We start from the raw sequence: 21,837 nt of genomic DNA on the forward strand, positions 1-21,837 counted from the left end.
ATCATTCATCTGTCACTGACCCAAGGTTCTCCATGGCTCAATACGTCTTCACCATGCATCGGCTGGGCAAAGTTGTTCCGCCGAAGCGGGAAATCCTCAAAAACATTTCGTTGTCCTTCTTCCCCGGCGCCAAGATCGGCGTGCTCGGCCTCAACGGTTCGGGCAAGTCCACGCTGCTGAAAATCATGGCCGGCGTCGACACCGAGTTCGAAGGCGAAGCCCGTCCGATGCCGGACCTGAACATCGGTTACCTGCCGCAAGAGCCGCAACTCGATCCGACCAAGACCGTGCGTGAAGTGGTCGAAGAAGCGGTGAGCGTGATCAAGGATGCGCAAGCGCGTCTGGACGAGGTCTACGCTGCCTACGCCGACCCGGATGCCGACTTCGACAAACTGGCCGCCGAACAGGCCAGGCTCGAAGCGATCCTGCAGGCCAGCGACGGTCATAACCTGGAGCGTCAACTGGAAGTCGCCGCCGATGCGCTGCGTCTGCCAGCCTGGGACGCGAAAGTCGAACACCTGTCCGGTGGTGAAAAGCGTCGTGTGGCCCTGTGCCGTCTGCTGCTGTCCGCGCCGGACATGCTGCTGCTCGACGAACCGACCAACCACCTGGATGCCGACTCCGTGGCCTGGCTGGAGCACTTCCTCCACGATTTCCCGGGCACTGTGGTGGCGATCACGCACGACCGTTACTTCCTCGACAACGTCGCCGGCTGGATTCTCGAACTCGACCGCGGTGCGGGCATTCCTTACGAGGGCAACTATTCGGGTTGGCTCGAAGCCAAGTCCGACCGTCTGGCCGCTGAATCCAAGCAGCAGTCGGCCCACGAAAAAGCCATGAAAGAAGAACTGGAGTGGGTGCGCAAAGGCGCCAAGGCCCGTCAGTCGAAATCCAAGGCCCGTCTGCAACGCTTCGAAGAAATGCAATCGCAGGAATTCCAGAAGCGCAGCGAAACCAACGAGATCTACATCCCGGCCGGTCCGCGTCTGGGCGACAAGGTCATCGAATTCAAGAACGTCACCAAGGGCTACGGTGATCGCGTCCTGATCGACAACCTGTCGTTCTCGATGCCAAAGGGCGCCATTGTCGGCGTGATCGGTGGTAACGGTGCCGGTAAGTCGACCCTGTTCCGCATGCTGATGGGCAAGGAAACCCCGGATTCCGGCTCCATCGAAGTCGGCGAAACCGTGCAACTGGCCTGCGTTGACCAGAGCCGCGAAGATCTGGACGGCAGCAAGACCGTGTTCCAGCAGATCTCCGACGGTTCCGATCAGATCCGCATCGGCAACTACGAGATTCCGTCGCGCACCTACGTCGGTCGCTTCAACTTCAAGGGCGGCGATCAGCAGAAGTTCGTCAAGGACCTGTCCGGTGGTGAGCGCGGTCGTCTGCACCTGGCGCTGACCCTGAAGGAGGGCGGCAACGTCCTGCTGCTCGACGAACCGTCCAACGACCTCGACGTGGAAACCCTGCGTTCGCTGGAAGAAGCGCTGCTGGACTTCCCGGGCGCGGCCATTGTGATCTCTCACGATCGCTGGTTCCTTGACCGTGTCGCCACGCACATCCTGGCGTACGAAGACGACTCGCAAGCGGTGTTCTTCGAGGGTAACTACACCGAGTACGAAGCCGACCGCAAAAAGCGCCTCGGCGAAGCAGCGGCCCAGCCACATCGGGTACGGCACAAGAAACTGGCCTGATTGGGCTGGTTGCATGACAAAGCGGAGCCTTCGGGCTCCGTTTTTTTTTGCATTGGTTTTTTCCAGAGAAACCGAGTTGCGGCTATCGCGAGCAGGCTCACTCCTACATTTGAAATGCATTCCCCTGTAGGAGTGAGCCTGCTCGCGATGGCGGTATCACTATTGGTGCATGAGCCGAATGTGTTCTCACCATTGAGATGCAAAACAGGTCGAAAACCATGCTTATTTATATCCTGTGCACCATTTAATTTCATAACTGCGACATTTTGCTCTGTTCCTGTGCGCAATCGGTTTGTTACAGTCCGGCCCAATCTCTTCCAACGACAATAAATTTGCCGAGACTTTCACCCATGACCGAATCCGTCGAATCCTTCCTTGCGCGCCTGAAAAAACGCGACCCCGATCAACCCGAATTTCATCAGGCCGTCGAAGAAGTGCTGCGCAGTCTGTGGCCATTTCTCGAAGCCAACCCGCGTTACCTGACTTCTGGGATTCTGGAGCGCATCTGCGAGCCGGAGCGCGCGGTGGTGTTTCGTGTGTCGTGGGTCGACGATCAGGGCAAGGTTCAGGTCAATCGCGGTTTCCGCATCCAGATGAACAGCGCCATCGGCCCGTACAAGGGCGGTCTGCGTTTCCATCCGTCGGTGAACATGGGCGTGCTGAAATTCCTCGCTTTCGAACAGACCTTCAAGAACTCGCTGACATCGCTGCCGATGGGCGGCGGCAAGGGCGGTTCGGACTTCGATCCCAAGGGCAAAAGCGACGCAGAAATCATGCGTTTCTGCCAGGCGTTCATGAGCGAACTGTATCGCCACATCGGGGCGGACGTGGACGTACCGGCCGGTGATATCGGTGTCGGCGCGCGAGAGATCGGTTTCCTGTTCGGTCAGTACAAACGCCTGAGCAACCAGTTCACCAGCGTGCTCACGGGTAAAGGCATGACGTATGGCGGCAGCCTGATTCGCCCGGAAGCCACCGGTTTCGGTTGCGTGTACTTCGCCGAGGAAATGCTCAAACGCCGCGGGCAGGGCGTTGAAGGCAAGCGCGTGGCGATTTCCGGTTCCGGCAACGTTGCTCAGTACGCGGCGCGCAAAGTGATGGATCTGGGCGGCAAGGTGATTTCCCTGTCCGACTCCGAAGGCACGCTGTTCTGCGAAGCCGGCTTGAGCGAAGAACAATGGCTGGCGCTGCTGGAGCTGAAGAACGTCAAACGCGGGCGCATCAGCGAACTGGCGGCCGCATTCGGTCTGGAGTTCCGCGCCGGGCAGTTGCCGTGGGCGCTGCCGTGCAATATCGCGTTGCCGTGCGCCACGCAGAACGAACTCGACGCCGAAGCGGCGCGCACGCTGCTGCGTAATGGCTGTGTCTGCGTGGCCGAGGGCGCGAACATGCCGACCACGCTGGAGGCTGTGGATATCTTTATCGAGGCGGGCATTCTGTTCGCCCCGGGCAAGGCGTCCAACGCCGGTGGGGTCGCGGTGAGTGGTCTGGAGATGTCGCAGAACGCCATGCGACTGCTGTGGACGGCCGGCGAGGTCGACAGCAAGCTGCACGCGATCATGCAATCGATCCACCACGCTTGCGTGCATTACGGCGAGGAGAACGGCCAGATCAATTACGTCAAAGGCGCGAACATCGCCGGCTTCGTCAAAGTCGCCGATGCGATGTTGGCCCAAGGCGTGGTTTAAGCCGGTTCGATGCGGATCACTTCAATGATCTGATCGCCGGCGGGGCGCTGCCACAGCACCTCATCGTTGAGCCGCGCGCCGAGTAGCGCCCGGCCCAGCGGTGAGGCCCAATTGATCAGCCCCTGACTCGCATCGGCCTGATCTTCGCCGACCAGTTGCACGCGGTGTTCGGTGTCGTGCTCGTCGGCATAGGTCACCCAGCTGCCGATCTGCACTTTGTCGGTGGACGTCGCGGCGACAGCCACTTGCGCGCTGCTCAGGCGTTGATTGAAGTAACGCAGATCCCTTTGCAGATCCGCCAGACGCTGCTTGTCGGCCTGCTCACCCTTGGCCGATTGTTCGGCATGCAGGGCTTGCAGCTCGGCGACTTTCGCCTGCAACTGCGCCAGACCTTGCGGCGTCACGTAATTGGGCTGCGTGCTGACCTGCCGCTCGACCGGCTGATCGGCTTGTGCGGCGGCGTTGTCCTCGTTGACGAATGCGCGACTCATGGTGTCCTCCTCTAAAGGATTTGGGCCATGCTCGCCGGCATTTGGTTTCACTGGATGTCCGAGAACGACTATTGCGAGCGATAGGCCCGCCCGGCGTCCTGATCCTTCTGTTGCTGCCAGGCGCGTTCGCGTTCGTCCCAATGTTCGTTGCGATACTCTTCGCGGCTCTTGTTTTCCAGCATCGCCTGACACTGGCGGAAACCGTCGGTCCAGCCATCGGCGTACTGCCTGTCCTTGAGATAGCGCGGCACGTTCTTGCGAAACTCGCCGCTGATCGAACCGGCGGCTTGCCGGCCGCTGACGCAACCGTCGTCGAACCCGTCGGCGAAGGCTGGTGGATAACCCTTGGCAATCAGATCCTCATGGGTCGACTGACAACCGCCTAGCACCAGCAACACGCCCAGCACACCCGCACACCGCCACATTGCACTCTCCCGCGCCGATACCCGGCTCATAGGGAAAGTCTGGAAGGGGATTCATGAGGCGGCTGTCGAAGGCCTGTGAAAAATCCATTGCACACCACAAAGCCCCTTGTAGGAGTGAGCCTGCTCGCGATAGCAATTCTTCAGTCAGTGCTGCTGTGACTGACATACCGCTATCGCGAGCAGGCTCACTCCTACAGGGGATATGTTCGAAGTCAGTAGTGATACCACTTCACTTCGAGCATGACTTCGGTCTCGGGCGTGGCGAGATGGCTGAATTCACGCTGCGCACTCAAGCGCAAACCGAGGTTGCGCGACAGCTCCCACTGCTGATTGAGGCTCAGACTGCGGCGCACTTCGCCGTTGAAGAAGTAATCGCCCTTGGCCTCCAGGCTCAGATTGCCCAGCGGGTTTTTCCACAGCACGCCGGTATTGAAACCGCCGGCCGGGGACACGAACTCGGCGAAGTCATTGTTGTGCTCAACACGTACGGTGCCGAGTGCAAAGCCGAGCACGTCTTCGCCCAGTTGCCACGTCCCGCCGCCGCCACCGTTGACGTGGCTGACCAGCGTCTCGTCATCATGCTTGCCCGGCACCCGCTCAAGGCCACCGGTGACTTGCCATGACAATGGCTGCAGCAGCTCATTGCGCGGTGTCAGCGAACGAATGGTCGCCAGATCCAGTTGCTGCAACTGCCAGTCATTGCCTTCGTACTGGCGCAGCTTGAGTTGCAGGATCTCGATCTGTGCGCCGAGCGGGAAGCTTTCGGCGTTGTCATTGAGATCGTGATAGGCCATGCGCAAACCGTATTCGCCGAACGCACGATCGCCGCGCGTGCCGAGGCCGGCCTGCCAGGTGCGCGACTCGTGCCCGTCTTCCGGCAGCCCCGGCTGCGGAATGTTCAATTCCGGAGCCGGATTCTTGTTGATTGCCCGCAGCAGTTCGAAACTGCGCTGCGCCCGTTGCGGATCACGTTCCTGGCCGTTGGCGCGGTAGCGCTCCAGGCGATAGGCCGCATCGACGATCAACGCCTGACGCGCGCGCGGCAGCGCCTTGAACGTCGAATCCTGCAAAACCTGTTGATCGGCGCTGACCTTGAGCACCCACTGTTGTTCGTCATCGCTCAACGGCTCGGCACGGCTAAGCAATTCGCGCTCGCGGGACGGACGATATTCGATGTGCTCGACCAGCCCGGCCTCTTTCACCGCTTTGACGGTGTCGGTGGGGATCGCGGTCAGCGGGAATTGTTCGGTCAGGCGCAGGCTCGGCCGCGCCACTTGCAGCAACTCGAGCAAGCGATAGGAGCAGTTTTCGTCGAAGAAGAAATAGTCGAACTGGATCTGCTTGAGCTCCCAGACATGCTCGACCATGCGCGCGGTTTCTTCCTGCGTCAGGTTCAACCGGTATTCCCACAGGTCGCGGTTTTCCAGGCTGCGGTATTCGGAGAGTTTTTCCTGATAGGGCACCAGCGCGAACAGCCCCGGATAGCCGCCCATCAAGCCTTTCCAGGCGTAGAGAATGCTGTTGTCGGAGCCTTCGATGTAGGCGCCGAAGTTGATCGCGTAGCTGAGCAGCGAGGTTTTGTCGGCCTGTACATCGGCCTGATCGATGCGCAACAGGGTGTGGCCGAACATCGACGAAGGACTGTTGAGGTAGGCGGCCGGGAAAATCATCACCGCGCTGTGCGGCGAGACGTCCTTGAACCACTGCTTGTACTCGGCGCACTCCGGCGTCGGCAGATCGTTGAGGTTGAGCTGCGCTTTCAGCCAGCGCGTGCGCGCCGGGTAAACGCATTGTGCGTGCTGTTCGCCAAGGCTGACTGGCGCATACAGCGCCTGCACGGTCGCGGCCAGTTCACGGTCGGGATGTTCGTTGCCATCGGGCGCGAGAAAGAACTTCTTGTCGCTGACATAGCTGCGCCAGCCACCGAGCTTGGCGGTCTCATAGTGACCGAGGGAAATCCAGAAGCGGTCGTTGGCCAGTTGCTGCAAACGTTGAGGGTCGATGTGAGGCGCGGCGGACAGCGGGGCGCAGACACAGAGCGCCAGCCAGGCAAGGCGTTTGAGCATAGTCGGCAACTTGAACAGGAAAGAAATAAAAGACCCAAAGAGGGACGGGCCAAAAAAACAAAACCCGCTTCCCGAAGGAAGCGGGTGGGGTCGAGCTTAAGCCTGAGTCGCGTACTTGGCCAGACGTGGGTCCGATTTCAGTACCGCCAGGGTGTTGGTATGCACGTCTTCTGCGGTCACGTCAGCCTTGCTGAAGATCTGCTGGAAGTGCTCGTGAGTGACAGCGGCAAAGTGCGCGCGATCTTCTGGTGCCACGCCCAGTACCACAGCGTAAGTCGTCAGCGCTTCGCCGTTGCCTTTGGCCATGTCTTCGGACAGCTCGTTCATCATGCCATTCATGGCGAACCAGGATTTGCCGCCGTAGGTCAGCGACGCGTTGGTCGAGCAACCGTTGGTACCGGAAGTCATACCGAAGGTAGCGTTACCGGAAGTGCCGTTGGTGGTGGAAGCGAGGAAGTGAGCCGGGGTGCCACGCTGACCTTCGAACAGCATGTTGCCCCAACCGCAATCCGGGCCGCCTGGAGCTTGAGCCATTGCGTTGATGGATACAGCGGTGAAGAGAGTACCGAGAAGAATCCGTTTCATAGCTTTTTTCTCTTTATGTGCATACCAATGGACAGGGTTCTGACTTTCCGGTGCTGCGTGAAACAGAGCCGAATATAGCCAGTGGGCCAGTATTAGTTCCAGCCGCGCAGTTTGGAGTTTAGGCACGTTCCGAGGGTTCCGTGGTTTTTTACAAAATATTTGGAATAAACCCCGGTTTTACGGGACGCGCCACCGGGCTGGTCGGTTGTCTATGCTTTGTCATGTGGCGCGCCTTGCCAGTGGGGCACGGGCAGCGCCAGAATGCCGCTATCTGCCCCGCCCGATTGTTAAGGAAGCCCGATGCCTGATTCTGTTGCTGCCAGCTTGCGTCTCGCGCCTGAAGCGCTGACCCGTCCGTTTTCCGCTGAACAGTTCAGCTTCACTACCACCAATGATCTGGAGCCCTTTCGCGGTGTGCTCGGCCAGGAACGCGCGGTCGAAGCCTTGCAGTTCGGTGTGGCCATGCCACGCCCCGGTTACAACGTATTCGTCATGGGCGAACCCGGCACCGGCCGTTTCTCGTTCGTCAAACGCTACCTGAAAGCCGAAGGCAAACGCCTGCAAACCCCGGCGGACTGGGTCTACGTCAATAATTTCGACGAGCCGCGCGAGCCGCGCGCACTGGAGTTGCCATCGGGCACCGCCGGCGCCTTCATCGGTGACATCAACGGCTTGATCGACAACCTGCTGGCGACTTTTCCGGCCGTGTTCGAACACCCGTCCTACCAGCAGAAGAAAAGCGCTATCGACCGCGCCTTCAATCAGCGCTACGACAAGGCCCTCGACATCATCGAGCGCCTGGCTTTGGAAAAGGACGTCGCCCTGTATCGCGACAGCAGCAACATCGCCTTCACGCCAATGCTCGATGGTAAAGCGCTGGATGAAGCCGAATTCGCCCAGTTGCCGGAAGCCGAGCGCGAGCGCTTTCACGATGATATTTCCGGCCTCGAAGAGCGTCTGAACGAAGAACTCGCCAGCCTGCCGCAGTGGAAGCGCGAATCGAATAATCAACTGCGCCAGCTCAACGAAGAAACCATCACCCTGGCTTTGCAGCCATTGCTGGCGCCGTTGTCGGAGAAGTACGCGGAAAACGCCGCGGTCTGCGGTTATCTGCAGGCGATGCAGGTGTACCTGCTGAAAACCGTGGTCGAGCAACTGGTCGACGACAGCAAGACCGACGCCGTCGCGCGCAAACTGCTCGAAGAGCAATATGCGCCGAGCCTGGTGGTCGGGCATCCGGCCAGCGGCGGTGCGCCGGTGGTGTTCGAGCCGCACCCGACTTACGAAAACCTGTTCGGCCGTATCGAATACACCACCGATCAGGGCGCGCTCTACACCACTTATCGGCAGTTGCGCCCGGGCGCCTTGCATCGTGCCAACGGCGGTTTCCTGATTCTCGAAGCGGAAAAAATGCTCAGCGAGCCGTTCGTCTGGGATGCGCTCAAGCGCGCGCTGCAATCGCGCAAACTGAAAATGGAATCACCGCTGGGCGAGATGGGCCGTTTCGCCACGGTGACCCTGAACCCGCAGCACATTCCGCTGCAGGTCAAAGTCATCATCATTGGCGCGCGGCAGCTGTACTACACGCTGCAAGACCTCGATCCGGACTTCCAGGAAATGTTCCGCGTGCTGGTCGACTTCGACGAAGACATCCCGATGGTCGACGAGAGCCTCGAGCAGTTCGCCCAACTGCTGAAAACCCGCACTTCGGAAGAAGGCATGGCGCCGCTCACTGCCGATGCGGTGGCACGTCTGGCGACCTACAGTGCGCGGCTGGCCGAACACCAGGGGCGTTTGTCGGCGCGCATCGGCGATCTCTTTCAACTGGTCAGCGAGGCGGATTTCATCCGCCATCTGGCTGGTGATGAAATGACCGATGCCGGGCACATCGAGCGAGCCCTGAAAGCCAAGGCCACCCGCACCGGCCGGGTGTCGGCGCGGATTCTCGACGACATGCTCGCCGGGATCATCCTGATCGACACCGATGGCGCGGCGGTCGGCAAGTGCAACGGGCTGACTGTGCTTGAAGTCGGCGACTCGGCGTTCGGCGTGCCGGCGCGAATTTCCGCCACGGTGTATCCGGGCGGCAGCGGCATTGTCGACATCGAGCGCGAGGTCAACCTCGGCCAGCCGATCCACTCCAAGGGCGTGATGATTCTCACCGGCTATCTGGGCAGCCGTTACGCGCAGGAATTCCCGCTGGCGATTTCCGCGAGCATCGCGCTGGAGCAATCCTACGGTTATGTCGATGGCGACAGCGCGTCGTTGGGCGAGGCCTGCACGCTGATTTCGGCGCTGTCGAAGACCCCGCTCAAGCAGTGCTTTGCGATCACCGGTTCGATCAACCAGTTCGGCGAAGTGCAGGCGGTCGGCGGGGTCAACGAGAAGATCGAAGGCTTCTTCCGCCTGTGCGAAGCACGCGGACTGACCGGCGAGCAGGGCGCGATCATTCCGCAGGCCAACGTCGCCACGCTGATGCTCGACGAAAAAGTCCTCGCGGCGGTACGGGCCGGGCAGTTCCACGTTTACGCGGTGCGTCAGGCCGATGAAGCGCTGAGCCTGCTGGTCGGCGAACCGGCGGGTGAGCCGAATGAGGATGGGCAATTCCCGGAAGGCAGCATCAACGCACGAGTGGTGGAGCGTCTGCGTGATATTGCCGAGATGATCAGCGAAGAGGATCTCAAAGAAGCCGAGAAGGAACTGGCGCAGGAGGCACTGGCCGAAGCCAAACCCGCTTAAGCCAAGCGCGGTCAAACTGTAGGAGTGAGCCTGCTCGCGATGGCGGAGTGTCAGTCGGCAAAAATGTTGCCTGACCCGCCGCCATCGCGAGCAGGCTCACTCCTACATTGTTTTTCAGCATTAGGATTTGCATCGATCTTCGGCAAATGTGTCACGACTCTGACGTCAATATTCACACAATGACCATTCGGCGCCTTCTGGTTCCATTCGGCTTGCGAAGGACACTTTTCTTCTATTCTCAGGTCAAGGATATCGACAGTATCACTGGATCGAGCCAGTCCTCCCGTGGGGGCTGAATACCGGCTTTACCGAGGGTCGCCGCCATGTCGCGCAACCTCTGCCTCACCCGTCAATGCCTGGGTCTCGTGACCCGGATCGAATGCGCCGTCAAACCGCTGGCCGGCGATAACGGCATGTGGACATTGCTCTTCGCCGCCGGTATGGCGGGCGAACAACCTTCTGCGATCAAGGCCCAGGGTCCGTTTCACGGCCCGGTGGCGGCCGAGTCGATTCTCGACACGATCGTCGAAAGCCTGACCTTGCATGGTTATGAACTGGCCGACGATCCGCAAATCTGGAGCCTGCATTTGCAGGCCCAGTTGCGCCAGATCAACGGCGGCCGGGGCCGCAGCCTCAACAGCTAAGGCGCGGTTGGCGGTAACGGCGCCTTGTCGAGCTTGACCTCGAAACCGTACTGCACGGTGCTGAGGTCGGTTCGCTGATAGGTCTCCACGTGTGTCGGGCGGCCATAGAAATAATGCACGCCGAACAGCGCCGGGCCCTCCGCGCTGGCGTCATGGCTGACCGAGAGAATCTGCTTCAGGTAATGACCGCTGTCGTCCTTGACGTAAAAGCGCCATTCATTCGGGGTGAACAGTTTCTGATCGACCACCAGCGTGTTGTCCTTGATCTGCAGGCCTTTAGGCAAAGACCCGGCGTCGTACACCTGCTTGTCCACCGTGGCGAGAAACAGCGGCATCGAGCCGACCGCAATCGCCGGTGTCTCCGGGAACAGATTGAGGTCGTAGGTGATGGTGGCTTGCAACGGGTCGACCTGATACGCCTCGGGCGGCAGTTCGATCGGTTCGTCGAGTTTGCCGCCACGCTTTTCGGTAAAGAACGTGACCGGGCTGACGCCGGGATTGAGCTCGTCGCCGAGCAATTCATCATTGAAGCTGCGGCGGTGCGAGAACTCGATGCGCGCGCCACTCGGCTCCTCCACCGATTGATGAATACGCACGCCAGCCTTCAGTTGCTCCTCGGTCAGCGTCGCGCCATTGAGCCAGTTGGCGGCGAGATCGTCGTAAACCACGACCGGCAGGTCCAGCGGCTGCACGGCTTTGGCCGTGGTATGCGAATTGAAGGTGCGAACCGGCAGGTTCAGGTCTTTGCGCGTGACCGTTGCTGAAGAAAAGTCCAGCACACTGACTTCCAGCGTTTCGATCGGGCCGTGGAAATACACCTTGTTGTAGCGACGTGGATGCTCCTTCTCGAACGCTTGCTGGTCGTCGCTGAGCTGTTTTTCCAGGCTGTCGCTCCAGGTCTTCTGCTGCTGCAATTGCGCCAGTTGTTTTTGGTAGAACGCCACCTGTTCCGGGCTTTCGTTGATCGAGCCGGCGCGCACCAGATATTGCCCGCTGGCGTCGCGGGCCTGGACGATCAGCGGATTGAGGCGAGTCTCGGCCACTTCCGCGGCCAGCGGCAGGCTGTTGCTGACTTCGACCTCGGCGTAGTTGTTTTCAAGCTTCAGCAATTTGACGCTGAGGTTGTCGTTGCTGCGGGTCTGGCCGACGTCTTTCTGCGTCAGGTCGAAACTGTACAGGCGCCGCGGCGCGATGACTTCGACCTGGCCTTGCAGGCTGACCGGTTGCGGCAGGGTTTTCTTGTCGACGTTCAGGCCGTCGATGAACGGGTAGGTCACGGTCAGGTCGTCGGGGTTGGTGACGTTGGAGCTGGACGGGCTGAGCTGAATGCCGGGATCGGTTTCCGACCATTCCGGCTGCCAGGCGATTACGCGTTTGTTGCTGAGCGTCACCGAGCGCCATTCGATGGCATGCGGAAACAGGAAGCCGCCGGGAATGTTCAGGTTGAAGGGGAATACCGGCTGCAGGTCGGTGAGGTAATCGGAACTGGCATCCTTGTGCAGCACGAACAGACCGTTGATGAACGTATCGACCAGTGCCTGCGGGGTAGGGTAGTGCTTGAGCACGGCGAGAGCGTCTTCGCCGTATTCGGTGTGCGGCGCAAGGTCGTCGAGCTTCAGTCGGGCGCGATCGAGCAATAGCAGCGAGCCGCCGAGTTCAGTGATGGCGTCCTTGAGTTTCGGATCGCTGATCGCGTCCAGCGACTGTTCGAAGGTGGCAGTCTTTTCGTCAAGGTTGACGACGCGTTTTTCATCGCCGGGCGAGCAACCGCTGATCAGCAAGGCAAGGCAAATTCCGGCGGTCGTTAGCGGCAATCGCACATCCATTTCCACGCGTCCTGTCTACGGTCACTGGGCTGTCAATGCTTTGGACACTAGCAGAAAACAAATGACAAACACACGCAGGTGGCGGATTTACGGGCGGTTTCTGGCTGTCACAGGTGGCTGTTATACTCGCCGCCACTTCCAGCCCCCCTTGTGTGAGATTCAATGGAACGCTTTATCGAAAATGCAATGTACGCCACGCGCTGGCTGCTGGCGCCGATCTACATCGGCCTGTCCCTTGGCTTGCTGGCGCTGGCATTGAAGTTCTTCCAGGAAATCGTGCATATCCTGCCCAATGTGTTCGCCATGGCCGAGTCGGAACTGATTCTGGTGCTGCTGTCGTTGATCGACATGGCGCTGGTCGGTGGTCTGCTGGTTATGGTGATGATTTCCGGCTACGAAAACTTCGTCTCGCAACTTGACATCGACGAAGGCAAGGAAAAGCTCAGCTGGCTCGGCACCATGGACTCTTCGTCGCTGAAGATGAAAGTCGCGGCGTCGATCGTGGCGATCTCCTCGATCCATTTGCTGCGCATCTTCATGGATGCCAAGAACGTCGATCCCGAGCACCTGATGTGGTACGTGATCATTCACATGACCTTCGTGATCTCGGCGTTCGCCATGGGTTACCTGGACAAGGTCACCAAGCACTGATCAACCGTGGATCAAGGCAAAAAAGCCGCCCGTCTGTTGTGAAACAGACGGGCGGCTTCGCTTATACCTTGTGCTTTGTTCTGTACAAGCCTATCCCTGTAGATTCTGGCTCGCCACTGCTTGAGGTGTCCGATGAACCTGCAAGAGCTGAACGCGTTCGCCATCGCCGGCAAGGTCGATGAGTTGAATCTGATTTCCATGGAGGGTGGGATCTATCTGCTGGAAGCGCGTATGCATGGGGCGGCGCATCCGCTTCGTGACGGGCACGGTAAAACCTTGAGTCTGCGCTCGATCGAGCATGCACGAGACATGTTGCAGACCTTTCCGGTGCTGCCGTTCAATCTGGTGCACACCTCGGTGCATGATGAAATGTGTGGCCTGGGCGGTGGCATCAGTGAAAGCCTGAAGGTGCCGCTCGCCTTTCGCTCGGCCCTGTAGGCCCGGCGCCCCACGTCCGGGGCATCTGTGCTAGTCTGCTCGCCCTTTTGGTTCCGGGCGCGCCGGGACGCGCTGTGCTCGCACGGCACGTCTTGTGGCCGTCCGCACAGCGGAGCAGTGTCATGTCCGAAGTAAATCTGTCCACCGACGAAACCCGCGTCAGCTACGGCATTGGCCGTCAGTTGGGTGACCAGCTGCGCGACAACCCGCCACCGGGCGTCAGCCTGGACGCGATTCTGGCTGGCCTGACCGACGCCTTCGCTGGCAAGGAAAGCCGCGTGGGTCAGGAAGAGATGTCCGCGAGCTTCAAGGTGATCCGCGAAATCATGCAGGCCGAAGCGGCTGCCAAGGCTGAAGCCGCGGCTGGCGAAGGCTTGGCCTTCCTGGCAGAAAACGCCAAGCGTGACGGCATCACCACTCTGGCTTCCGGCCTGCAGTTCGAAGTGCTGACCCAGGGCGACGGCGCCAAGCCGACCCGTGAAGACCAGGTGCGTACGCACTACCACGGCACGCTGATCGACGGCACTGTGTTCGACAGCTCCTACGAGCGCGGCCAGCCTGCAGAATTCCCGGTCGGCGGCGTGATCGCCGGCTGGACCGAAGCCCTGCAACTGATGAATGCCGGCAGCAAATGGCGCCTGTACGTGCCAAGCGAACTGGCTTACGGCGCTCAAGGCGTTGGCAGCATCCCGCCGCACAGCGTTCTGGTGTTCGACGTCGAGCTGCTGGACGTTCTGTAATTCCGAGCCTGCCTCGCGGCGGACTAACTAATGTAGGAGTGAGCCTGCTCGCGATTGCGTCCTGTCAGTAGTTGATTGGCTATCTGACACACCGCTATCGCGAGCAGGCTCACTCCTACAGTTTTTACCGCGTTTCATAGTTCGATCTTGTTGTGCAGTTCACTGCTGGGGCGCAAGGCCCGGGCATAGCAGAACAGGAACAGGTTGCGCACCAGCTCCTTGAGCACCAGCGGCTCGCTGGAATTGAGGCTGCTGACGTCCAGATCGCCTTGATCCTGCAGCTCATGCAACGCTTCTTCTTCAAGCACCGCACAGACTTCGCCGGTTTCCCGATGGAGGATTCTGAGATAGGGGTGCGGGCGATCCAGCCAGGCGTCGATCAAATAAGTCATGGGTCGTTTCTCCTTGAAAGGTTTCAATGAGAATAATTCTTATTCGTCAAATAGCAAGTGCCTATTGGCGGATGATGCCCTTTGTGTGGGAGTGAGCCTGCTCGCGAAGGGGCAAAACTGATGTTTCTTTGAGGCGCAGCGTAGAGGGCGAAGCCCCATCCCACGGCTGGCGCGGGATGGATGACGCAAGGCTCAGACTTTTCTGACGAACTCGGATTTGAGTTTCATCGGACCGATGCCGTCGATCTTGCAATCGATGTCGTGGTCGCCATCGCACAGGCGGATGTTCTTGACCTTGGTGCCGACCTTAACGACCAGGGAGGTGCCCTTGACCTTGAGGTCCTTGATCACGGTGATGGTGTCGCCGTCCTGCAGGACGTTGCCGACCGAATCTTTCTTCACGTCATCCGTGGACGCCACTTCGGCTTCGCCGCCGGCAGACCACTCGTGGGCGCACTCAGGGCAGACCAGTTGCGTACCGTCTTCGTAGGTGTATTCGGAATTGCATTTCGGGCAGGGTGGCAACGTGCTCACTAAGGTTCCTTGGGTATCAGGAGGATAAAAGGGCGCACATTGTATAGGGTTTTATGCTCGGCAGGGCATAAGCCAGAAACAACTGTGGGAGCGACGGTGCGACGATTCGACCTGCTCGCGAAGGCGGCTTTTCAGACAACATTGATGTCATCTGACAGACCGCTTTCGCGAGCAGGTCGAATCGTCGCACCGTCGCTCCCACAGGGGATCAATCAGTGCGTGCGGGCGACCGCAAACTCGCTCAGTTCCACCAGCGCATCGCGGTATTCGCTGGCTGGCAGCGCCTCGAGGCAGGTGATCGCACGGGCCACGTAGTCGCGGGCCAGTTGCGCGGTGTACTCCAGCGAACCGGAAGCTTCCACGGCGATGCGGATGCTTTCCAGATCTTCGATCCCGCCTTTCTGAATCGCCTGGCGCACCAGTGCAGCCTGTTCCGGCGTGCCTTCGCGCATGGTGTAGATCAACGGCAGGGTCGGTTTGCCTTCGGCCAGATCGTCACCGACGTTCTTGCCGAGGGTTTCCGCGTCGCCCTTGTAATCCAGCAGGTCATCAACCAGCTGGAAGGCCACACCCAGATGATCGCCGAAAGTGCGCAGGGCTTCGCTCTGCTCGGCGGTGGCACCGGCCAGTGCGGCGGCGCTGTGAGTCGAGGCTTCGAAGAGCATCGCGGTCTTGCCGCGGATGACTTCCATGTAGGTTTCTTCGGTGGTGCTGGCGTCACGCACCTTGGACAGTTGCAACACTTCGCCCTCGGCGATGATGCGCGTGGCCTGGGACAGGATCTTCATCACCGGCATCGAGCCCAGTTCGACCATCATTTCGAACGAGCGCGAGTACAGGAAATCGCCGACCAGCACGCTCGGGGCGTTGCCCCACATGGCGTTGGCGGTCGAACGGCCACGGCGCATGCCGGACATGTCGACCACGTCGTCATGCAGCAGGGTCGCGGTGTGCAGGAATTCGATGGTGGCGGCCAGCAGACGCATGTCGTCGCCTTCGCGACCCAGGGCCTTGCCACACAGCAACACTAATAAAGGACGCAGACGCTTGCCGCCAGCCGAGGTGATGTAATCGCCGATTTTCGATACCAGCGGTACTCGGGAAGTCAGCTGCTTCTTGATGATGCCGTCGACGGCGCTAAAATCGTCCGCCACCGCGCGGTAGAAAGCTTGGGGTTGCATCAGCGAGAGTCGCTCCAGAAGGGTTGCGCGGCATGCTAGGACCCCCACCCAGACCTGTCAAGGCGCGATAGACGGCTACTTGCAAGCCTGGTGCGGCTTGCGTACAATCGCGCACCCTGAACTTCCTGGGCAGCACCTGCCTTACGCAATTGCACTTGGGCCGTTCCAGCCCCATGCAGCCATGCCAGCCAATACCTCTTCTTATAAAGAGCTGGGTGAGCAGGATTATCGGAGAAATACCATGTACGCAGTAATCGTTACCGGCGGTAAGCAATACAAGGTCGCTGAAGGTGAATACCTGAAGATCGAAAAACTGGAAATCGCTACTGGCGAATCCGTGACTTTTGATCGCGTTCTGCTGGTCGCCAATGGCGACGACGTGAACATCGGCGCACCAGTTGTTGCTGGCGCAACCGTCAAGGCTGAAGTGATCTCCCAAGGTCGTCACGATAAAGTCCGCATCATCAAGTTCCGTCGTCGTAAGCACCACATGAAGCGTATGGGCCACCGCCAGTGGTTCACCGAGATCAAAATCACCGGTATTCAGGCTTAATTACAGCCTAATTCCTCACTAGGAGAATTGAACTCATGGCACACAAAAAAGCTGGTGGTAGTACCCGTAACGGTCGCGACTCAGAAGCCAAACGCCTTGGCGTGAAGATGTATGGCGGCCAGGTCATCAAGGCCGGCAACATCATCGTGCGTCAGCGCGGCACCCAATTCCACGCTGGCTACGGCGTTGGCATGGGTAAGGATCACACTCTCTTCGCTAAAATCGAAGGCGTGATCAAGTTCGAAGTAAAGGGCGCCTTCGGTCGTCGTTACGTGAGCGTAATCGCGGCTTAATCGCGAGATCGCTGGAGAAGCCCTGTCTTGCGACGGGGCTTTTTCGTTTGTGGGGTGAGTCTCTTGCAAAGCTGTTTGTATGGGCTGTCGGCGTGCGATGCAGGTCGTGTCTTGGGGTCGCTGCGCTCATTTTTGCAAGAGTCTTATGTCTTGATTGTTTTTCGGCTCGTCCGTACGGCGAGAGGCGTTGGTTATGAAGTTTGTTGATGAAGTATCGATTCGCGTAAAGGCTGGTGATGGCGGCAATGGCGCCATGAGTTTCCGTCGGGAAAAGTTCATTGAAAACGGTGGCCCGAACGGGGGTGATGGCGGTGATGGCGGTTCCATCTACATGATGGCCGACGAAAACCTCAACACCCTGGTCGACTACCGTTACACCCGGCACTTCGATGCCGAGCGTGGTTCCAACGGCGGCAGCACCGACTGCACCGGCAAGAAGGGCGAAGACCTGATCCTGCGCGTGCCGGTCGGCACCACGGTGATTGACTCTGCCACCCAGGAAGTCATCGGCGACCTGACCAAGGCCGGTCAGAAACTGATGGTGGTGCAGGGCGGCTGGCACGGTCTGGGCAACACCCGGTTCAAATCCAGTACCAACCGTGCGCCGCGCCAGACCACGCCGGGCAAGCCGGGCGAGCAGCGCGACCTGAAACTGGAAATGAAAGTGCTGGCCGACGTCGGTCTGCTGGGTTTGCCGAATGCCGGTAAAAGTACCTTTATCCGTTCGGTCTCGGCCGCCAAGCCGAAAGTCGCTGATTACCCGTTCACCACGCTGGTGCCGAACCTGGGTGTGGTCAGCGTCGACCGCTGGAAAAGCTTCGTCGTTGCCGACATTCCGGGTCTGATCGAAGGCGCTTCCGACGGCGCCGGTCTGGGCATTCGCTTCCTCAAGCACCTGGCGCGCACGCGTCTGCTGCTGCACCTCGTCGACATGGCGCCGCTGGATGACTCCAGTGCTCCGGACGCGGCTGAAGTGATCGTCAACGAGCTGATCAAGTTCAGCCCGTCGCTGGCCGAGCGTGATCGCTGGCTGGTGCTGAACAAGTGCGACCAGATCCTTGAAGAAGAGCACGACGCTCGCGTCAAGGAAATCGTCGACCGCCTCGAGTGGACTGGTCCGGTGTACGTGATTTCGGCCATCGCCAAGATCGGTACCGAGCGTCTGTGCCACGACATCATGCGTTACATGGAAGATCGTGCCGATCGCCTGGCCAATGACCCGGCCTACAAGGAAGAGCTGGCTGATCTCGACCAGCGCATCGAAGACGAAGCCCGTGCGCAGCTGCAGGCGCTGGATGACAAGCGTGCGCTGCGTCGCAGCGGCGTGAAGTCGGTCCATGACATCGGTGACGATGACTGGGACGAAGAAGATGTGGATGACGAAGACGGTCCGGAAATCATTTACGTGCGTGACTGATTCGTTGCAGTAAACTTAAGCGCCGCTCAATCGAGCGGCGTTTTAGTATCTGGAAATCGATCGTTGGTCAGCAATAGCCACGATTAACGTCATGGGTGGTATCAGGTCATGCTGCCCTCAAGCTAAGGTTGAAGATGATGCGGAGCAAGGTGACAGGTGCGCAGCGTTGGGTCGTGAAGATCGGCAGCGCTTTGCTGACAGCGGATGGCAAAGGGCTCGATCGCGCGGCAATGAGTGTTTGGGTCGAGCAGATGGTGGCCTTGCATGAGGCTGGCGTCGAGTTGGTGCTGGTGTCCTCCGGGGCGGTAGCGGCCGGCATGAGTCGTTTGGGCTGGACTGCGCGACCCAGTGCGATGCACGAGCTTCAGGCGGCCGCGGCAATCGGTCAGATGGGTTTGGTGCAGGCGTGGGAATCGAGCTTTGCCGAGCATGGCCGGCACACCGCGCAGATCCTCCTGACTCACGATGACCTGTCTGATCGCAAGCGCTACCTCAACGCCCGCAGCACCTTGCGTGCGCTGGTCGAGCTGAAAGTCATCCCGGTGATCAACGAAAACGACACCGTGGTCACTGACGAAATCCGTTTCGGCGACAACGACACGCTGGCGGCGCTGGTGGCCAATCTGGTCGAGGCGGATCTGCTGGTGATCCTTACCGATCGCGACGGCATGTTCGACGCCGATCCGCGCAACAACCCCGATGCGCAGATGATCTTCGAGGCGCGCGCCGATGATCCGAGCCTCGACGCGGTAGCGGGTGGCACCGGTGGTGCGCTGGGGCGTGGCGGCATGCAGACCAAGCTGCGCGCGGCGCGGCTGGCGGCGCGTTCCGGTGCGCACACGATCATTGTCGGTGGGCGACTGGAGCGAGTGCTCGATCGCCTGAAGGCTGGCGAGCGCATCGGTACCTTGCTGTCGCCTGAGCGCGGCATGCTCGCGGCACGCAAGCAGTGGCTGGCCGGGCATCTGCAAACCCGTGGCACGCTGGTGCTGGATGACGGTGCGGTGTCGGCGCTGTCACAAGGCAACAAGAGTCTGCTGCCGGTGGGCGTCAAACTGGTGCAAGGCAGCTTCCGTCGCGGTGAGATGGTGGTCTGCGTGGCGCCGGACGGTCGCGAGATCGCCCGTGGCCTGGCCAACTACAGCGCGCTGGAAGCACAAAAAATCATCGGTCAGTCGTCGGATGCGATTGTCGGTTTGCTCGGTTACATGGCGGAGCCGGAACTGGTTCACCGTGACAACCTGATTCTGGTTTAAGGAAAACTCGATGCGCGTAGCAAAAGGATTGTTGGGTCTGCTGATGGCGCTGCCATTGCTGGCCTCGGCCGAAGAAATCGGTCAGGTGTCGACGGTGTTCAAGTTCGTCGGTCCGAATGACCGCATTGTGGTCGAAGCCTTTGATGATCCCAAGGTCGAGGGCGTGACCTGCTACCTGTCGCGCGCCAAGACTGGCGGTGTTAAGGGCGGTCTGGGTCTGGCTGAGGATCGCGCGGAAGCGTCGATCGCTTGTCGCCAGGTGGGGCCGATCAAGTTCAAGGGTGAGCTGAAGGATGGCGACGAGGTGTTCAAGGAGCGCACTTCGCTGGTGTTCAAAACCATGCAGGTGGTGCGTTTCCTCGACAAGAAGCGCAACACGCTGGTGTACCTGGTCTACAGCGATCGCTTGATCGAGGGCAGTCCGCAGAATGCCGTGACGGCGATTCCGATCCTGCCGTGGGTGCCGGTCCAGCAGTAAGTGCTGCAAATCCAGGCGACGTGCGAGCCGGTCCGGCAATTTTTTGCGGGCCGGCTCGCTGCATTCCGGCGTTTGGATTTGGTCGGTTGCAGTCTGAAGCGCTTCAGAGCTGAGCGCGCCGCATCTCTGCCCATTCAATCAGCGCCTGGATGGACGGCCCGAGGGCGTGGCCAATGGGCGTGAGCTGATATTCCACTCTGGGTGGCACCTGCGGGTACACCGTGCGCAACACAATACCGTCCTTTTCCAGTTGCTTGAGCTGCTGAATCAGCATCTTCTGGTTGATCCCGTCGATCAGCTTCTCCAGATCCGAGAAGCGCAGCGCGCCCTTTGCCGAGAATAGCTGGCAGAGGATGATGATCTTCCATTTCCCTTCCAGTACGCGAAGCGTTTCAGTCGTTGCCTCGGCCCAGATCTTTCGATTTTGCGGGTCTTCGCAGTTCCACTCTCGGTCCATTTCTTCCTCGCGGGTGAGTTACCCACCTTTTGGTCGGTACTTACCATTATCACATCAGCCCCCTAACATCGGTGCAGCTAATCATTGAAGAGGGGTTTGAATCATGAAAATCGGCATCATCGGCACCGGTAACATCGGCGGTGTTCTCGCTCACAAGCTTAAGGCTGCCGGTCATGAGGTCCGCGTGGCGAACTCTAGAGGCATTGACGGCGTGCGTGCGTTTGCTGAAGAAATTGGGGTTGAGCCTGCGGATATTCGAGGTGCGGTAGAAGGGGTGGAGGTGATCGTGTTGTCGATACCGCTGCCGGCGTTGAGTGCGTTACCTGCTGATCTGTTTGCTTCTGTGCCATCCGGCGTCCCGATCGTCGATACCAGTAATTACTACCCCGGTTTGCGCGATCCGAAGATTGAGGCAATCGATCAGGGAATGACGGAAAGCATCTGGGTCACCCGGCAAATCGGCCGTCCCGTGATCAAGGCTTTCAACAATCTGTTGGCCTATACCTTGGCTGAGCTGGGTCGTGCGCAAGGTGCTGAGGATCGTCTGGCGGCAGCCGTGGCGGGTGATGATCAAAAGGCCAAAGAGACGGTGATGTCCCTGGTTGATCAGGTCGGTTTCGATCCAGTTGATGGCGGTACGCTTGACGAGTCCTGGCGGCAGCAGCCGTGCACGCCGTGCTATTGCTGTGACTATGACGCGCAAACCATGCGCAGGGCTCTGGCGTTGGCGGTGAAAGGGCAGGCGCCGGCCTTACGAGATGAATTGCCCCGGCACTTCCAGTTGCTCGGTCCGAACCCGAGCCATGACGACGTCGTGGCGATGAATCGTTCTTTCAATCCGCTGGATTGACGCTAGTCGGGTGCGTAGCGGCGCCTGGCTCTTTGAGGGCTCGGCGCTGCCTCGCTCGCGAAGCTGGTCAAATCACAGGCAATAAAAAACCGACCCTGAGGTCGGTTTTTTAATGACTACGTCGATTAAGCAGCTTCTTTCAGCGCTTTGACGTGGCCATTCAGACGGCTCTTATGACGAGCAGCCTTGTTCTTGTGGATGATGCCTTTATCGGCCATGCGGTCGATAACTGGCACAGCCAGAACGTATGCAGCTTGAGCTTTTTCAGCGTCTTTTGCGTCGATGGCTTTAACTACATTCTTGATGTAGGTGCGAACCATGGAACGCAGGCTGGCGTTGTGGCTGCGACGCTTCTCAGCCTGTTTTGCACGTTTTTTGGCGGAAGGTGAGTTGGCCACCGTCGAGCTCCTCGAAAGACTTTTTAGGAAATAGCAAA

Annotated in this window: 23 protein-coding genes; 13 read left to right on the forward strand and 10 right to left on the reverse strand. The window is 59.5% G+C overall.

All coding sequences use genetic code 11. The features are described from left to right. Positions 1-32 precede the first annotated feature (32 nt). Both ettA and gdhA read left to right on the forward strand, forming a co-directional pair. The gene (gene ettA / locus J3P75_RS04405) at positions 33-1,697 is read left to right on the forward strand and encodes an energy-dependent translational throttle protein EttA (RefSeq protein ID WP_434709446.1); all 1,665 of its coding nucleotides are present in this window, start codon (positions 33-35) and stop codon (positions 1,695-1,697) included. A gap of 350 nt (positions 1,698-2,047) precedes the next feature. Next, complete coding sequence (gene gdhA, locus J3P75_RS04410) at positions 2,048-3,385, forward strand: NADP-specific glutamate dehydrogenase (protein ID WP_434709447.1); 1,338 nt, start codon at positions 2,048-2,050, stop codon at positions 3,383-3,385. Here the strand turns inward: gdhA and J3P75_RS04415 are convergent. The 4 genes from J3P75_RS04415 to J3P75_RS04430 all read right to left on the reverse strand — a co-directional run bounded on the left by J3P75_RS04415 (position 3,382) and on the right by J3P75_RS04430 (position 6,952). Then, positions 3,382-3,876, reverse strand: a complete 495-nt coding sequence (locus J3P75_RS04415) for a GreA/GreB family elongation factor (protein ID WP_093098177.1) — start codon at positions 3,874-3,876, stop codon at positions 3,382-3,384. The two genes, gdhA and J3P75_RS04415, sit on opposite strands and share 4 nt — an antisense overlap. Positions 3,877-3,944: 68 nt before the next feature. Further along, positions 3,945-4,301: a hypothetical protein gene (locus J3P75_RS04420; protein ID WP_434709448.1), complete on the reverse strand. Its 357-nt coding sequence runs from the start codon at positions 4,299-4,301 to the stop codon at positions 3,945-3,947. Positions 4,302-4,513: 212 nt separating this feature from the next. Continuing rightward, positions 4,514-6,367 (reverse strand): Lnb N-terminal periplasmic domain-containing protein, encoded by a 1,854-nt coding sequence (locus J3P75_RS04425; RefSeq protein ID WP_434709449.1) that lies wholly within the window; start codon positions 6,365-6,367, stop codon positions 4,514-4,516. A 96-nt stretch (positions 6,368-6,463) separates the two neighbouring features. Beyond that, on the reverse strand, positions 6,464-6,952 hold the full coding sequence (locus J3P75_RS04430) for a DUF3015 domain-containing protein (protein ID WP_007909797.1): 489 nt from the start codon (positions 6,950-6,952) through the stop codon (positions 6,464-6,466). A 300-nt stretch (positions 6,953-7,252) separates the two neighbouring features. On the opposite strand from J3P75_RS04430, the gene J3P75_RS04435 reads away from it, so the two are divergent. Next, positions 7,253-9,691, forward strand: coding sequence for a Lon protease family protein (locus J3P75_RS04435; protein WP_090286461.1), 2,439 nt, complete (start codon positions 7,253-7,255; stop codon positions 9,689-9,691). A 323-nt stretch (positions 9,692-10,014) separates the two neighbouring features. Continuing rightward, entirely contained in the window at positions 10,015-10,335 is a 321-nt protein-coding gene (locus tag J3P75_RS04440) for a hypothetical protein (protein WP_090286459.1), read from the forward strand. On the opposite strand, the gene J3P75_RS04445 is transcribed toward J3P75_RS04440, so the two are convergent. Beyond that, the gene (locus J3P75_RS04445) at positions 10,332-12,161 is read right to left on the reverse strand and encodes a hypothetical protein (RefSeq protein ID WP_434709450.1); all 1,830 of its coding nucleotides are present in this window, start codon (positions 12,159-12,161) and stop codon (positions 10,332-10,334) included. The genes J3P75_RS04440 and J3P75_RS04445 overlap by 4 nt on opposite strands. Positions 12,162-12,323: 162 nt before the next feature. Between J3P75_RS04445 and J3P75_RS04450 the strand changes: the two genes are divergently transcribed. The 3 genes from J3P75_RS04450 (at position 12,324) to J3P75_RS04460 (ending at position 13,990) form a co-directional block, all read left to right on the forward strand. After that, a complete protein-coding gene (locus tag J3P75_RS04450) occupies positions 12,324-12,812 on the forward strand; it encodes a TIGR00645 family protein (protein WP_090286455.1) in 489 nt (162 codons plus the stop codon). Between the two features lie 132 nt (positions 12,813-12,944). Continuing rightward, positions 12,945-13,250 carry a DUF6482 family protein gene (locus J3P75_RS04455; RefSeq protein WP_434709451.1) on the forward strand — a complete coding sequence of 102 codons (306 nt, stop codon included), beginning with the start codon at positions 12,945-12,947 and terminating at the stop codon, positions 13,248-13,250. Positions 13,251-13,372: 122 nt separating this feature from the next. After that, on the forward strand, positions 13,373-13,990 hold the full coding sequence (locus J3P75_RS04460; protein ID WP_093098187.1) for an FKBP-type peptidyl-prolyl cis-trans isomerase: 618 nt from the start codon (positions 13,373-13,375) through the stop codon (positions 13,988-13,990). A 134-nt stretch (positions 13,991-14,124) separates the two neighbouring features. On the opposite strand, the gene J3P75_RS04465 is transcribed toward J3P75_RS04460, so the two are convergent. The 3 genes from J3P75_RS04465 to J3P75_RS04475 form a co-directional block, all read right to left on the reverse strand. Beyond that, positions 14,125-14,382, reverse strand: a complete 258-nt coding sequence (locus J3P75_RS04465) for a PA4570 family protein (protein ID WP_090286449.1) — start codon at positions 14,380-14,382, stop codon at positions 14,125-14,127. 192 nt (positions 14,383-14,574) lie between these two features. Continuing rightward, on the reverse strand, positions 14,575-14,916 hold the full coding sequence (locus J3P75_RS04470) for a zinc ribbon domain-containing protein YjdM (protein ID WP_090286447.1): 342 nt from the start codon (positions 14,914-14,916) through the stop codon (positions 14,575-14,577). A 212-nt stretch (positions 14,917-15,128) separates the two neighbouring features. Next, positions 15,129-16,097 (reverse strand): polyprenyl synthetase family protein, encoded by a 969-nt coding sequence (locus tag J3P75_RS04475; RefSeq protein WP_090286445.1) that lies wholly within the window; start codon positions 16,095-16,097, stop codon positions 15,129-15,131. A gap of 241 nt (positions 16,098-16,338) precedes the next feature. Between J3P75_RS04475 and rplU the strand changes: the two genes are divergently transcribed. From rplU to J3P75_RS04500, 5 genes are all read left to right on the forward strand, one after another. Next, complete coding sequence (gene rplU / locus J3P75_RS04480) at positions 16,339-16,650, forward strand: 50S ribosomal protein L21 (RefSeq protein ID WP_007924746.1); 312 nt, start codon at positions 16,339-16,341, stop codon at positions 16,648-16,650. 35 nt (positions 16,651-16,685) lie between these two features. Then, positions 16,686-16,943, forward strand: a complete 258-nt coding sequence (gene rpmA / locus J3P75_RS04485) for a 50S ribosomal protein L27 (RefSeq protein ID WP_016773121.1) — start codon at positions 16,686-16,688, stop codon at positions 16,941-16,943. A 193-nt stretch (positions 16,944-17,136) separates the two neighbouring features. Then, positions 17,137-18,360 carry an Obg family GTPase CgtA gene (gene cgtA, locus J3P75_RS04490; RefSeq protein WP_090286443.1) on the forward strand — a complete coding sequence of 408 codons (1,224 nt, stop codon included), beginning with the start codon at positions 17,137-17,139 and terminating at the stop codon, positions 18,358-18,360. Positions 18,361-18,497: 137 nt separating this feature from the next. Then, positions 18,498-19,616, forward strand: coding sequence for a glutamate 5-kinase (gene proB, locus J3P75_RS04495; protein WP_090286441.1), 1,119 nt, complete (start codon positions 18,498-18,500; stop codon positions 19,614-19,616). A 10-nt stretch (positions 19,617-19,626) separates the two neighbouring features. Next, positions 19,627-20,094, forward strand: coding sequence for a CreA family protein (locus J3P75_RS04500; protein WP_166216509.1), 468 nt, complete (start codon positions 19,627-19,629; stop codon positions 20,092-20,094). A 103-nt stretch (positions 20,095-20,197) separates the two neighbouring features. On the opposite strand, the gene J3P75_RS04505 is transcribed toward J3P75_RS04500, so the two are convergent. After that, positions 20,198-20,551 carry a winged helix-turn-helix transcriptional regulator gene (locus tag J3P75_RS04505; protein WP_434709452.1) on the reverse strand — a complete coding sequence of 118 codons (354 nt, stop codon included), beginning with the start codon at positions 20,549-20,551 and terminating at the stop codon, positions 20,198-20,200. Positions 20,552-20,654: 103 nt separating this feature from the next. On the opposite strand from J3P75_RS04505, the gene J3P75_RS04510 reads away from it, so the two are divergent. After that, entirely contained in the window at positions 20,655-21,401 is a 747-nt protein-coding gene (locus tag J3P75_RS04510) for an NADPH-dependent F420 reductase (protein ID WP_434709453.1), read from the forward strand. 125 nt (positions 21,402-21,526) lie between these two features. Here J3P75_RS04510 and rpsT read toward each other — a convergent pair whose 3' ends face one another. Continuing rightward, positions 21,527-21,799 (reverse strand): 30S ribosomal protein S20, encoded by a 273-nt coding sequence (gene rpsT / locus J3P75_RS04515; RefSeq protein WP_003228351.1) that lies wholly within the window; start codon positions 21,797-21,799, stop codon positions 21,527-21,529. Between the last annotated feature and the right edge of the window lie 38 nt (positions 21,800-21,837).

The organism is Pseudomonas sp. R1-1 (assembly GCF_051132135.1).
Taxonomy (GTDB): Bacteria; Pseudomonadota; Gammaproteobacteria; order Pseudomonadales; family Pseudomonadaceae; genus Aquipseudomonas.